Below are 14,612 nucleotides of genomic sequence, written 5' to 3' on the forward strand. Positions count from 1 at the left end.
AAATAAAAAAGGGTTCTATATTTGCAACCGCAATCGGAGAAATGGCAGAGTGGTCGAATGCGGCAGTCTTGAAAACTGTTGAGGGTCACACCTCCGGGGGTTCGAATCCCTCTTTCTCCGCAAATAGCCTTGTAATCATCTGATTTACAAGGCTTTGTTTTTTAGGTTGACAGTATCGTTGACAATTCTTCTTGTTTTAGGTGTAATTTAGTTAGTTTTTACAACGCAATAAATAAGATTCTTTATTCTTCAAAATAATCTAAGTCTATTTTTTTTATTTCTATAGTTTCTGAAATTTGAACACCAAGATTGTACTCTATGGCTAGTTCTGTTAATTCCTTACCATCAATTAATACAATCTTTTGTTGTTTGCTATCTAGAGCAGTTTGTATAGCACTTGATGAAAATCTACTTGTTGTTAAAAACACACCCTTATTTACACCTTGCAAAGCAAGAGAACCGATAAAGTTTCTTATCTCGGGTGAGCCTACAGTATTATTTGTAAAACGTTTGGCTTGAATATAGACATTTTCTAGCCCTAATCTATCTTGAGAAATTATACCATCTATACCTTGGTCACCTGTTTGTCCTGTGTGTTGTGAAGCATCTTGATTAAAATCACCATAACCCATTTTTTGCAATAATTGAATTACAAATCGTTCAAAATATTGAAATGAATTTTCCTTTAGCTTATCTAATAATTCAGAAGCTAATTCATTGTTAAGTTCTTCAATTGTAGTCGCTAAAATCTCTTCGGGTGTTTGTTCATCAGTCCCTGCTTGAATGGTCGCTTTAATTTTATCATTACTACTAAAGGTTTTTCGCCATTCTTGATAATCTGGAAACTGTTCCAGTTGCTTCATTCTTAATGTAGTTGGATTGGTTTCTAAAAAGCTTTTACCCATTTCAGTAATTTGATATACACCTCTATCTGGGTACTTTATTAATCCTGCCTTTTTAAGATAACTGCGTGTCCAACCAACACGATTTCTAAACAAACCCATCTGTTTACTAGGCACTTGAATTTTAAGATGTTCTTCTGTAAGTCCAAAGTGTTTTGTTAATGTACGCATTACTTCGTTAAGTGTCCATTGCTTACCATCTGACAAAAGTTTTAACATTGGTAGCATTATGCTTTGAAAATCTGGTATATCTTGTTTTATATCTGACATAATTTATTTTTTCATTTCTATTTTTAAATATACTTGCATCGAGCTAATAAAAGTGTTTGAAAATTCTTTATATAAAGAACAGGAACGACGATTAAAAGTATATTCAATTTTAAAGTTCTTATAGAACTCGATATTATCACTTACAATGCTTTTTATTTCATTGAGTAATTTACTTTCTGCCAACTCAAAAACTTCAATACCTTGACGTTCTGTAAATTTTTGCTTTGGCTTCAATAACACCCATATTAATTGACCACAATTGGTTTCATTAATTTGATTTAAATCTGTTTCTGGTGTATTGTATCCTATGATTAAATCGTGACCACAAATGTGTGTTTCTATTTGATTTTTCATTTTAACTGTTTTCCACAATTTCAATTTCTTCTTCATTTAGCCCATATAACTCATAAACCATAGCATCAATTTCTTTATCTGTTTGGTTAATTTGGTTTTGAAGTTCTTGAGCTTTTTGTTTGTTTTCTTCAAAGAGGTCTAACCACTCAAACTCATCTTTTTTTGTTAGAGTTTCTATTTGTTGCAAACCTTCTTTTATAAGCTCCTTATTTGCTGTTTTAATAGCTTTATTCAATTCTTTGATAAAGTCTCCAAAATCTAATTCATACCAATTTTGTAATTTTTTTGTAAGTTTTTCTAATTGGAATTTTTGCTGAATATAAGTTTGAGTTTTTAGGATGGTTAAATTAAAATTAGAATAAATATCTGTTATAAGTAAAACCTTGCTTTTAATTAATTCAATAGTATTATTATCGGGTATTTTTATAGGTAAATTTTTTAATTCGTTCACTTTAATTTTTGGAAACAAATCATCTTCTTCTGAATAAAATTTTCTAAAATAAAAACCATAAAGACGACTATTTATAAGACCTAAAAAAAACTCTAAAGGATACTCATTTTTATTTGGGTATTGAGTACAAATATATAGTGATTGGTCTGCATAATACTTGTCCTCATCCAAAACTGCAAAAAAATAGTCACCTGTAATTTGTCTTAAAAGTATTTTTGGTTGTTCAAAATAATGAATTGACTTAGGAGACATTAGCCATTTACCCCATTTAACATAACTTTTCTCCCATTCTAGCTGATATCGTTTTACTCCTTTACCCTTAAGTTCTTTCTTGTAATTTTCACTTAACTTAATTTCTGAATGATATATTTTATTTTTTACATCATCTTTTGTTAATGGTAAACCTATTTCATTAATACCATAACCAGCTTGATATGGTTTTATACCATTTGAAATGTCTAATATATCTGAAAAAACGTACTCAGATTTTTGTACCTTTTTAACAATTATATCAATATTTTTATTTGAAGCAAATGACATTATATTATTGTTACTATTTATCCAATCTAATTGCTTAAATGAATATAGCTCGTCCAATTCTTGACCTACATATACTTCATTAGAATAAGAATTATTACGAATTATTAAAATTGAAGTTTCCACATTTGCATCTTCAAAAATTATTTTTTTATTAAAATTTATTAAAATCTCAATATTTTTTTCGAGCAAACATTTTCTTAATGACATTGCATATTTATTCGATAACCAAGCATTTGGAATAATAAAACCTACATAACCATTAATTTTTACAATTTCATTTAAACTTTTTTCAGTGAATAAATAATAAACTTCAGAATGTCCAATAACAGTTTTATATCTTTTTCTAAAATATTCGATTTGCTTAGCGTCTATTTTTGCTCCATATGGCGGATTCCCAATAATCACATCAAAACCACCATCTTCAAATACTTTAGGAAATTGAGCTTCCCAATTAAAGGCTTTATCTCCTGCAACTACTTTGCTATCAATTAATGAGTTACCGCATTTAATATTTGAGCTTAAATCGTTTAATTTTCGTCTTGGTTGCGCTGTTCTTAGCCACAAAGATAATTTTGCAATTTCTACAGATTCTTCGTTGAGGTCAACACCATAGATATTATTTTCTAAAATGGTATTTTCAATATCTGGAAACTGTAAACCACCTCCCAAAACTTTGGTTTTAAGCTCGTCTATATAGGTGTGTTCTTTTATCAAAAAATCTAAGGCTTGATTTAAAAATGCACCAGAACCACACGCAGGGTCACAAATGGTCAACCTCAGCAACCAATCTCTATAAGTATCTAATGTTTCTACTAATTTTTCAATAGTAGCCTTGTTTCGATTCTTACGACCTTTAAAATACTCCTCTTCTTTAAATCCTAGTTCTGTTTTCTTTTCCTCGCAAAGTTTACCAACTGTATTTTCAACAATATATTTAGTGATGTATTTAGGTGTATAGAACACACCATCTTTTTTTCGTTTGCTTTTTTGTTTATCAAAATCACCACCTTCAATCTCAGCATTTACACTCTCTATCTCATTGAGTGAGTTTTCAAAAATATGTCCTAAAATGTTAACATCTACTTGGCTTTCAAAATCATAATTGGCTAATTGATATGTATATTTATATAGTAAATCACTATCAATTTCTAAATTATCTAAAACAGAATCCTCTTTAAACAATCCTCCATTATAGGCATATATTTCGGCTCTATTTGTTGTGCCTTGTCTACCAATATCTAAAAACATAAAATATTGCTTAAAAAGGTCGTAAAGTGGTCTATCATCACCAAAATCAATATCAGCTTTCCATTTGTCTAATATTTGCGCTGTACTGTTTGGAGGTAACAATCCTCTATCTTCAGCAAAGAAGATAAAAAGAAACCTATCAATTAGCTTTTGGGATTTTTTGAATAAGGTGAGTTTTACATTTTTTTCTAAGCGTGTTATTTCTATTTTTTGCTCTTCACTTAGATTATCCGTTGAGGTCGATTGACTGTAGGCTATTTTAAGACGTTTTGCGTTACGTTTAACTAAATCTCGATACAACTCACGTTTAAAGAGTGAATAGTCTTTATAAAACTGTTTTGTGATTTGCTCCTCCTCTACAATTGAAGCTTCTTTTATCTCTAAGGGAATATGATTTAAAATATTATCTTTTTGTAAGCATAAATACAATAATTCAAAACGCTCCTGTGTTAACTCAAAGAGGTTAAACTCTTCAAACTCGGTTGCATCATTTATATAAAATCTTAGTTTTTCAAAATTAGATGTAATCACATAAACACATTCTTTTTGATTTGCTTTATAATCAAACGCTTGTTTTCTTATGCTCTCTAAATCTTTGGTATTTGTGCCTTTTAACTCTATAACACCAATAGCATTATCATTGAGTAAAATTGCACCATCTGATTTTCGTGAGTTGGTTTCGTTTTTATACTCAGCTACTAGGTTAAAGTTTGCTTTAGGCTTTAATGTATAATCTAAGATATTTACAAAGAGTTCTGTTAGAAATATACCTTGATACTCCTCTTCTTTAGATGCTCGTATATTATCTTGAATGATAGGGTTTAGAAAGTATTTAGAGTACTTTTTATAAGCTTTATTGACAATGTCCTTATCCTGTAACTTAAGATGATTTTTGAGTACTGAAACTTGATATAACGCCATGTAATAGGTTTCTTTTATTCTCTAAAAATAAGAATTTATCGCACCTATTAAGAGTTGAGTAAAAATTTAATTTCCTAACTACACTAAATAAAGTTTAAAACCTTAAGCTTTAATATGTTTATGATAAGGAATGTTCTATCATGTAAAGCATTAATGAGCTAGGCTGTAAACCTCTAGTAAGTTTGTTAATTTGCTTTTTATAGCCTTCAACCTTCATATATAAACCTCTTTTGTATTCTGCGCTTAAACCGTCCTTAATACGCTCCATTTCATCTATGCGACTCTCTAAAGTAATGATGTTGAACAGCCTTTTATGTTCATCAAGATTAAGATGAGGTTGACCCTGTGTTTTTAGTAGTTCTGAATAGTAGTTCGTGTATTCCATAACACAAAAATAATAGCTAACCGATTCTTTGATTGCTATTAATTGTAGTTTGTTAATAAGTCAATTGAGCAATTAAAACAATGTTTTATCTATACTAGTCTTGAGAAGATAATCAAGGCTTTTGTCCAATTCGTAATCGGTTAAATAGTTTCCTGTAGAGGTATCAACCCAATCCATATCTTCAATGCGATATCTCCAAACATGATAATTAGAAATAACTTGAGTTGTATCTGTTTTATATGCCTGTTTAGGCAATGTAAAACCAAAGCTTTTAAATATTTGGTGATTGTCAATTGCCTTATAAATTGTATGCAATCCTTTTGCATATATACTTAGTCCCTTCAAATCTCCTCGCTTTCGTTTTCTTTTATTGTTTGGATCGGGTTCACTAAGCATTTTTACACTATATTTTATGACTTCCATTAATCCGCTTTCCACGTTTTCAATTATTCTAACATCTTGCGCTCTATCTGAAGCCATATAACTATTTTTATTCCATTCTTTTTTCCATTCCTGTTTTAGATATAGTGCAGTTTGTCTATTTGGTGTGATGATATGAAAGTGCGGATTGTACCATTGTTTAACTGCATTAAAATTACATTCTAATGACTTTAAGCCCATTATCTTCATTGCATTTCTCCTTTTGTGTCTTTTATTGCATCTGTCCTTTATTCTGGTGAAGGATTTAACCATATCATCAATTCTCTTATTTAATTGATTTGCTCTAACGGTTTTTAATGTTAAAGTCAAAAGATGTGGCTCTTCCCATTTTAAAAGCTCTTCATAATATTTATTCAATAACTCTGCTTTTCTAATTCCGCAACACGTAGCACACCATCTATTTCGGCATAAGTCCGTATAAAATTTATCTTTATATCCGATTAGTTTGGTTTGACAATGGAAACTATTCCAATATCGTTTTGACCAATCGACCTCATCGGATTCTTTTGCAATATCAACAAGAGCAAGTACAAGAGCGTTTGTTATGACCTTTTTATTCGCTCTCTTTAAAAGTGATGGATTGTTAATTAAATCTGTACCAACGCCATTAATAATAATACTTTGCGACTTTTTATCAAATTTGGCTGTCCTACTTTGTCCTAATGTATAAATCTCTTACCTTTTCTAATCGCTCATTCTTACTCAAATCATATTCAAATATTTCCTTTACCTGCTGTAAGGTTAATGCGACCTCATCGGTTTGTTGAGGTTTTGGTGCTTTGAATTTTTGAAAGTCCGCTTTGTAAGTGTGGTTATTCTCTAAAGCCCAATACAAGAAAGTTTTAAGTAATCCTACATTTCTTCTTAGTGTATTTGCCGATTGTGGTTTTTCTCTCTCATTAATACAATAATTAATAAATGCATTATAAAAGCTTTTATTTATTTGATTGAAGTGTATCTTCTTATTCCTGTGTTGTTGGAAATCAAATAGCAACTTTTTATTATACTCATAGCGCTTAATAGTAGTTTGTGAATTTGCTTCTTCGGTATAATCATTCCTTTTTTCATTTAGAAATATATCGTAAACTTCAAAAAACTTACTTGAGATTGATTTTGTACGCTTAAACTCAACGTTAAAATCATCTTTAATATCCGATATAATAATATCTCTATTTGACAATTTGTAATTCTGGATAATATCTGAAAAGAAGTTTGAATAACGGTCTAATTGTCGCTTCAACGCCCTGTGTTTATTGGCTAAATCAGTCCTTCCGTTGAGGTTTTTAGGCTGTCTATTTTCAAAATCCCATTCTTCTGGGTGTATTGATTCACCTGTAGAGTAGACAAATTTACGTCCTTCATCTTTAAAATATGCTGAAAACAGAATAAGGGTTTCCTTATCTGCATTGGGTTCTTTAAGATTAAATGTACTTCTCATAACTTATTATTAGTTGACAGAATCGTTGACAGTAAAGTTATGTTTTAATAGTATTCATGAACTATATTTATATATACAAATTATATTAAGTTATTAACAAACAGCATTTTAAGTCAAATAAGAAATATTAACATATAAAAGGTTCAAATACCTCTTTCTCCGCAAAAGAAACCCGCAACTTTCGTTGCGGGTTTTGTATTTTTAGGACGTGTTAAAAGCTTGCTTTTATAAGCGACGTGAAAATACAAAACCTAACAAACGCAGTTTGTTTGAGGTTTCATGCTTGCCCAGGATTACGTTTTGGGGATCACGGCAGTAATCCATTCTGAAATTCTTATTATTATTTATAAATGAATTAAAATAAAAAGGTAAATCACAAACGCAGTTTGTTTGAGGTTTCATGCTTGCCCAGGATTACGTTTTAGGGATCACGGCAGTAATCCATTCTGAAATTCTAATTGTATTTATACATAAAATAAAAAAGGTAAACTACAAACGCAGTTTGTTGCGGTTTTATGCTTGGCCAGGATTACGTTTTAGGGATCACGGCAGTAATCCCTTTTACCTGTTTATATACTTTTTTATAATTACCGTTTCTTTCCTATCCTTTTTTCATCGATAAAAAAGGATACAAAAAATCTAGGCTGAACTTATTGTTCTTGAAAACCTAACGAACAGACTTAATCATGCGCATCGCAATCGCTACGCTAGGCGATGCTCCTCTTTCCACCCCACGTCTGTTCTTGGTTTTACTTCGAACAACAACTGATGCCGTTCGTTTATTTGATATTGATGTTTCGTTAGTTCTGAGATCTATTTAGAGCTTTATTGTAAGCTGCGCGTGATTGAAGGATTTACAATCCCTTCTCAAATTCATAGTATTCTTGTAAATAAATTGACATAAACATTCAAAACCAAACAAACGCTAGTTTGTTGCGGTTTTATGCTTGGCCAGGATTGCGTTTTAGCGATCACGGCAGTAATCCCTCTTTCTCCGCAAAAAGCCTTGTAATCATTTGGTTTACATGGCTTTATTTTTTTGGTTGACAATATCGTTGACCGAAACTACTTCTTTACAACCAATTTGAAAATATTGACAAGTAAAATTACTTTAGTTTCAGCCATTGAACCGCTATTTTTTATATACGTGTTTGTACACTGACTTTTTTCTATGCAGATTGTCATTTAGCGTAGGCAAAGACATGCTCTTTTGCAATTTTGGACTTGTGTGTTGGCTTATTTCAGATATATTTCGTCTTTCACATAACTTGCGTTTAGCCAAAAACAATGTTTTGTATATTCAGTCAAACCTGTTAATTTATCAGCTACTGGTAATTCATAAGTATCTGCCGCATTTCTTGCGTGTGGTCTCACGTGACTAATTCTGTTTTCAGTTTTCTTTGGGAAATAAGTTTTTCTTACACCTTTTGCAGTTACTTCTTTTACGATTTCTCCATTGGAAACCGTTTTTACCATTTCTTGCCAAACATTTTTTGCTTCTACAATATCAGAGTAGGGCATATTCCAAAACTTTACTTTTCTTAAAATCAAATTTTCTCCCTCAAATTGATAAAACACGAAGAAAAATTTGCTTTCCAAAATGTTCTTAAAATCTGAATCTTCCCAATCCTTTTCTACAAGTTCCTGATATTCAAATGTAGGAAACGAAATATCTTCTTTTGGTAAATCATTTTCTTTAAGTCGAATAGTTTTGACTTGAATATCGGCTTTTTCAAATTCCTCAATTTTTTGACCAAGTTCAAGTCCAAGAATTGCATTTGTAAGATTTGCAAAATAGCTTTTGGCTTTTTGATTTAATTCTAAATCTAATTCTTTTTCAATTTGTTCCGCGGATTTTCCGTAAAATGGATGAAATTTTTGAATGACTATTTCTTCTATTGAGCGTATTTTTTCTAAAATTTCAGGTCGTTCAATTATTTTTCCATAAACAGCACTTTCCTCTTGAGCAATATTTGCAATTATGTGATTTACATAACCTTGTTTTAAAGAATAGGCTCTTTGTTTCGCTTTTTCTTCATTAAAGGGTTGATCCCTGAACGATTTTAAAGCAGTTGAGCCTTTAGTACAAGCACCAAGATAGAAAGTGTCTCCTTCTGATAATTCGTGAGCTTTTCCGTCTTTAATCTTTTGATTTATAATTTCCCAATCTTGCTTTATGATTTTTAAATCTTCGTTCGGATATTGCCAGCCGTCAACTAACTTTATTAAGTAGTCAAGTAAATCTAAATCCCTGTCGTGTAGATAGAAAACTAAAAGTAAATGTGCGTTTTTTTTCCAAAATGAACTAGTTTCAAACTCTTCTTTGTGAACTTGTAAATAGTTTATGATATTTAAAACGAGTCTCTCTTTTGAACGATATTCTCCATTTTTTAAAGTTTTTAATGGACTAGATTTTAGTTCAATTCTAGCTTCTTTAAAATCAGGTTCTGTATCAGAATTGGGTTCGTAACCAAAATAGAATTTCTCTAAAATCTGACCAAAATTTCCCTTTCCTTTATAACCGTGTTTTTCAATTTCAACTCCACAAGCTTGTCTTAACGTTTGATTTTTAAGTAGTTTTGCAAACTCAATTATTGAATTTGGCGAGTTAATTTCAAAATTCCTTTCGTTATTCATTTGGTGTAATATCTGTGAAGTCTAATAAATTATTCTCTTCGTTGAATCTGTACTGAATTAATTTTACGTTTTTCCATTCTGTAGAAACAGATGGTCTTACACCTTTTATAAACTTACGCTCAACATTTTCAAGGAAAGTATCTAATGCGTCTTGTGTGTAACTAAAACCAAGCATAAACGCTTTTATCATACTGTAATCACCATAAGCATAATCGTTTTTTACCCAATCAACATATTTCATTAATTGTAATATATCTTGCGAATTAATTTCATCTTTCTTAATTTCTACTACCAAATAATCTGAAATCGTTGGTTTTTGATCTTGGATATATTTGTAACCAAAAACATCCATTTTGTCCATATAGTCAACAGGTTTAAACGGTGAAGCAATAACTTGATGAGTAATATAATCCCAAGATCCAAAAATATTTATTGTATTTTCTGAATTATTGGTAATCTGGTATATTAGAGATGCTTCAATAGCCATTTCGTGTCTTAAGCTTCCATTTTCGTTATTTATAGTGTTTAAAAACGGAGCTATGTTTAGCTGGTAATCAAGATTATTATTTGTTTTTTCTCTTATTCTATCGTGACTAATCTGGTAATTACTTTCAAAGGTATTATCGTTATTAGGATTGTTTATTGCAACAATATTTCTTCTTAAAATGATATCTTTAAAGGCTTGATTTTCAGTATCTGAAAATTTAATAAAGCTTAATTTCCAAAAAACTCTTAAAATTTTGAATTTTTCTGGAGCAGATGATAATGTTTCATCCATATCAATTCCATTTTGGAAAAAAAATGGAAAAGGTTCAAATGTGCATATGAAGCGATTATTTATACTGTTTCCTCCATTATCATATAATAAGGAATCTTGGATTTCATTGTAGTTTTGATTTACAGGAAGATTTGAATTAGGATAGTTAAGAAATTTACAAGAACCATTAATATTAACTAATCTTCCTATACCATATATTTTTCTATCTATAAAGAAGTACACGTTGTCGCCTTCTTTCATAGAAATATAATCAGCTAAAGTTCCTTCTTGTTGCTTATTCCAAATCCCGTTAGGTGAAGACATTATAGTGGAATAAGTTCCTGTTTCTAGACAATGATTGAGAGCATCAAAATCGGGTTTACCATTTGCCTTTTTACCAATACCAAATAAATATCCTGCCACTATGAATTTATCTGTTTATAAAGTTCTTGTCCAATTTTTTCAATTACACCGACAACTAAAGCATTTCCCATAAAAAATGCACGTTTCGTGTCAGTAATTCCATCGAGTTTAGTGTGATTATCTGGAAACATATTTAGTCTTTCTAACTCAATTGGTGTTAATCTTCGTAAACCTCTATCAGAAACAACAACGTGTTTGAATCTTGAAGGTGATTTTCCACCTTCTCCTGTTATTATTGTTCTTGAAGCATTATCTAGAGCGTCTGGATAAATCATTCCTCCCTCACTATAATTGTATTCAAAACCTTCTTTTGTTTTTCTTTTTTCTTTTTTAGCACCTTTCAAATATTCCCATTTTGGTTTGTCATTTTCATCAATGAAAAATTCAGGTGTTACCTCTCCATTTTGTAATACGTCTGCTAAAACAGTTTTCTTTCCATCATAATTTGGCTCTGTTTTAGTTGTGTAAACTTTACCTTTTACTAGTAAACCTGTATTTTGAAAAGGCGATAATTTTCCATCTATATTGAAATTGTTGGTTATTTCTACTAAATCTCCTTTTAATTCAACTTCTTGAATTGAATTTGTTTTTGAAACAGGAAAAGCATTTGCAATTGTTCCTTCTTCTGTTAGCCAATTTATTTTATTTGATTTTTGAAGTCTTTTATAAACGTCAGTTGATTTGTAATAACCTATAAAGAAAACTCGTCTTCTACGTTGTGGCATTCCATATTCAGCTGCATTTATAACTCGCCATTCAACTGCATAACCTAAATCATTTAAACTTTGTAACATAACAGCAAAATCACGACCTCTTTGTTTTGCTGGTGACTTTAAAAGTCTATCAACATTTTCTAAAAAAAGATATTTTGGCTTGTTCTTTTTATTCTCTAAAATTTTGTGAATTGACCACCAAAGAACACCTTTTTTACCTTTTAAACCTTTTGAATTATGTAATGTAGTAGCAACAGAATAATCTTGACATGGAAAACCGCCAACTAATAAATCGTGGTCTGGAATTTCTTCTACATTTCTTGTTACAATATTGTTTATATCTTCGTTAGAATGATTTTCTTTTCCAAAACGAGCTTCATAAACCAATGATGCGTGTTGCGTTTTGGTTGAAGGTTCCCATTGATTACTCCAAACAACTTCGTAATTGCTTTTCTCAAGTCCAAGACGAAACCCTCCAACTCCTGCAAATAATTCCGCAACTTTCATTTTCTTATTTTCCATTTTCTTGAGCTTTATAATAGTTAATTTTCTCTTCTGCTACTTTTAATATTTCGGAAGTCGATTTCGTGTATTTTAGTTCGTCAGCTATTTTTTCCGAATACCAATTTATGATAAGTTCATTTTCGGGAAGTCCGTAAAACTTTGCAAGTCTTACAATTTGTTCCATTGTCGGTTTTCTTTCGTTTTTCTCGAATTTACTTATTAAAGATTGGTCAATATCTACTTCAGCCGCAACTTTTCGTAGTATCAATTCTTTTTCTTCTCTAGCACATTTTAAAGTGTCGCCTAATGTTTTCATTGGTCATAATAGTTTTAGACAAATATTGTCCAAATTTATAAAAACAATTTTTAATTCCAAGTTTTATTTCGGTTTATTTAAAGTGTTGTAAATTTTAGCTCTTTTGGTTATTAGAGTTAAGTACAAAAGATGTGGCTCTTCTCACTTTTTAAGCTCATCATAGTTCTTGTGTAATAATTATGCTCTTCTAATTCCGCAACAAGTAGCACACCGTCTATTTCTGCAATAATAGTATAAAATTTATCTTAATAGCTTGTAAGCTTAGATTGACAAAGATACGTATTCCAATAACGCTTTGCCCAATCGACCTAATCGGATTCTTTAGCTATATCAACTAAAGCAAGACTAAGGCATTCGTTATGACCTTTTTATTTGCCCTCTTCAAAAGTGATGGATTCTCAATTAAATCGGTGCCAACACCACCAATAACAATTCTTTGAGACGTTTTATCAAATTGAACTGTCATACTTTGTCCTAATGTATAAAGATTACTATATATTCAAAATTATTAATTGACTTTTAATTCACGCATTAATTTAATTTTAATAGAAGCTCTTCTTGCCTCAAAAAATTGAACAAAATCTTCAAGCTCAAGAGAAACATCTGTAGGGATATGATGTTGTAATATAAATGTACGCTTATCTTCAGCATTTGGATAAACTTCATCTAACCATGATTCAAAGGGCTTATTATTTTTCTCTGTATTTTCATTGGCCTGTAATAATTGAAGATTAGGTAAGGTATTAAATCTAGACTGAAATTCTTGAATCTGTTCTGCATTAGTAAATCCAAGTCTATTTAGTTTTCTTGTTGAAAAGTATGATTTTGGATGTATATGATCTTGATGATATTTAAAATTCCAATTTAATGATGGATACAATAAAACCAATGCGGAAAATGTTTGTGCTTTTCCATAATTCAATTCTAAAATACTTTCAATATCGTCTTCTGTAAACGATATTGATTTTCTTCGACCTTTGTAATAATTTATAATCTCTGTTAAAGGGAAATGACCTTTATGCTCATTAATCAATTTTCTCATTACAGGATAAATTGAATCTGGTTGACCACCAAAGGTTCCTTTAATTAAAACACGAGCTAGCCATTCTTTTATTTGAAGTCTATCCTGTTGTCTCGATTGAGAATGAAGAATGGTATTTTCAAATTCATTCTTATATATAAAATAAGCTATAGGAATAACCGTGTTAGTTGCTGGTAAATTATCTCTGCTATAACCTAGTTTGCTTACGAGTTCTACAGCTCTTTTAACAGAGACTGAAATGCCATTCCATTTGTTTTCAATAATAGCCATATTGGCTTTAGTGAAATTATCTACTTTAAATTTTATGTCATTCAAATCAGCAAGAACTAAGCAACTTTTTAGAACAAAATCTTTATTAAATTTAAAACCGTCTCCAATTGAATTTATTTCATCAACAAATTGATGGATTACTTCTCTCGCGTCTTTTTCTTCCCATTGAGCAGTAGCTATTGAAAGTAATAAATCTGAATAACTAAGTTTAGTACCACCACTGTTTATTCTAATAAAGATTTGTAGCACTTTGTCCAATTCTTCACTTTCTTCTAAATAAAAACTGATTGTACCTTTTTGATGTATAACATTTTGAAATTTTGATAGAGTATCCAGTGCAAAACTTGATTGCTCTTTTGTGTATTTAGCAGTATTCATTAAATCATTTTGAATAGCGTATTGCATTACAGAAGAACTATCTTCCATTGACATAATGTTACTTGCTTCAAACCAAAAGACATTTTCATCGTCTTCGTAATCATTTAACTCTTTTTCAGTTAAAAAACGAAAATCATATTTCAAATCTGCATCTTCAGCTTCAGCAAATAAATCAAGATACATTTTCTTATCGGGAAAAGCATGTGGACTGTCCCATCTGTAGTATGGTGCTTTTTCAGATATACTTCCAGCAAGTGCAATATACAAAGAGGTCATTCGCTGCTGTCCATCTAACAGAGCAATTATATCCTCATCACCGAAAAGATCAGCCTTAATATTATGACGATTATTTTTTTCATGATAATTTCTTAAAAACTCATAGAATTGAAAATCCTTAGTTTTTTCTTTTGATAATTTCCAAAATAGAAAAGTACTTATTGGATAATCTCGCATTAGTGAATCAAAAAGACGTTCTATTTGCCATGTATCCCAAACAAATTCTCGCTGGATTGACGGAAGCAAATATTTCTTACGCCTGATATTATCAATTGCCTTCTTTATGGTTATGGGCGTTTCGTATGCCATTTATATAAACTCTTTTAAAATGTTCTTAAACTTTTCT

The 14,612-nt window shown here is 30.5% G+C and carries 12 protein-coding genes and 1 tRNA gene; 1 reads left to right on the plus strand and 12 read right to left on the minus strand.

Annotation, left to right across the window (positions count from 1 at the left end):
* Positions 1-35: 35 nt before the first annotated feature.
* Positions 36-120, plus strand: a tRNA-Ser gene (locus ACU8DI_RS07940).
* A gap of 122 nt (positions 121-242) precedes the next feature.
* Here the strand turns inward: ACU8DI_RS07940 and ACU8DI_RS07945 are convergent.
* From ACU8DI_RS07945 to ACU8DI_RS08000, 12 genes are all read right to left on the minus strand, one after another.
* A complete protein-coding gene (locus ACU8DI_RS07945; RefSeq protein ID WP_447112234.1) occupies positions 243-1,172 on the minus strand; it encodes a restriction endonuclease in 930 nt (309 codons plus the stop codon).
* A gap of 3 nt (positions 1,173-1,175) precedes the next feature.
* Positions 1,176-1,526, minus strand: a complete 351-nt coding sequence (locus ACU8DI_RS07950) for a hypothetical protein (RefSeq protein ID WP_447112235.1) — start codon at positions 1,524-1,526, stop codon at positions 1,176-1,178.
* 1 nt (position 1,527) lies between these two features.
* Positions 1,528-4,686, minus strand: coding sequence for an Eco57I restriction-modification methylase domain-containing protein (locus ACU8DI_RS07955; protein WP_447112236.1), 3,159 nt, complete (start codon positions 4,684-4,686; stop codon positions 1,528-1,530).
* Between the two features lie 118 nt (positions 4,687-4,804).
* Entirely contained in the window at positions 4,805-5,071 is a 267-nt protein-coding gene (locus tag ACU8DI_RS07960; protein ID WP_447112237.1) for a hypothetical protein, read from the minus strand.
* A 72-nt stretch (positions 5,072-5,143) separates the two neighbouring features.
* The gene (locus ACU8DI_RS07965) at positions 5,144-6,184 is read right to left on the minus strand and encodes a protein rep (protein ID WP_447112459.1); all 1,041 of its coding nucleotides are present in this window, start codon (positions 6,182-6,184) and stop codon (positions 5,144-5,146) included.
* Positions 6,162-6,950 carry a phage integrase SAM-like domain-containing protein gene (locus ACU8DI_RS07970; protein ID WP_447112238.1) on the minus strand — a complete coding sequence of 263 codons (789 nt, stop codon included), beginning with the start codon at positions 6,948-6,950 and terminating at the stop codon, positions 6,162-6,164. Before ACU8DI_RS07970 ends, ACU8DI_RS07965 begins: the two co-directional genes overlap by 23 nt.
* Positions 6,951-8,186: 1,236 nt before the next feature.
* Entirely contained in the window at positions 8,187-9,587 is a 1,401-nt protein-coding gene (locus tag ACU8DI_RS07975) for a Sau3AI family type II restriction endonuclease (protein ID WP_447112239.1), read from the minus strand.
* The gene (locus ACU8DI_RS07980) at positions 9,580-10,767 is read right to left on the minus strand and encodes a hypothetical protein (RefSeq protein WP_447112240.1); all 1,188 of its coding nucleotides are present in this window, start codon (positions 10,765-10,767) and stop codon (positions 9,580-9,582) included. Before ACU8DI_RS07980 ends, ACU8DI_RS07975 begins: the two co-directional genes overlap by 8 nt.
* Positions 10,767-12,002 (minus strand): DNA (cytosine-5-)-methyltransferase, encoded by a 1,236-nt coding sequence (gene dcm / locus ACU8DI_RS07985; protein WP_447112241.1) that lies wholly within the window; start codon positions 12,000-12,002, stop codon positions 10,767-10,769. The genes ACU8DI_RS07980 and dcm overlap by 1 nt, the downstream gene beginning before the upstream one ends.
* Positions 11,992-12,300: a helix-turn-helix domain-containing protein gene (locus ACU8DI_RS07990; protein WP_447112242.1), complete on the minus strand. Its 309-nt coding sequence runs from the start codon at positions 12,298-12,300 to the stop codon at positions 11,992-11,994. Before ACU8DI_RS07990 ends, dcm begins: the two co-directional genes overlap by 11 nt.
* A 334-nt stretch (positions 12,301-12,634) precedes the next feature.
* Positions 12,635-12,766, minus strand: a complete 132-nt coding sequence (locus ACU8DI_RS07995) for a hypothetical protein (protein ID WP_447112243.1) — start codon at positions 12,764-12,766, stop codon at positions 12,635-12,637.
* Positions 12,767-12,808: 42 nt separating this feature from the next.
* A complete protein-coding gene (locus tag ACU8DI_RS08000; RefSeq protein ID WP_447112244.1) occupies positions 12,809-14,575 on the minus strand; it encodes a DUF262 domain-containing protein in 1,767 nt (588 codons plus the stop codon).
* Positions 14,576-14,612 lie beyond the last annotated feature (37 nt).

This window comes from Psychroserpens sp. BH13MA-6, from assembly GCF_052983595.1.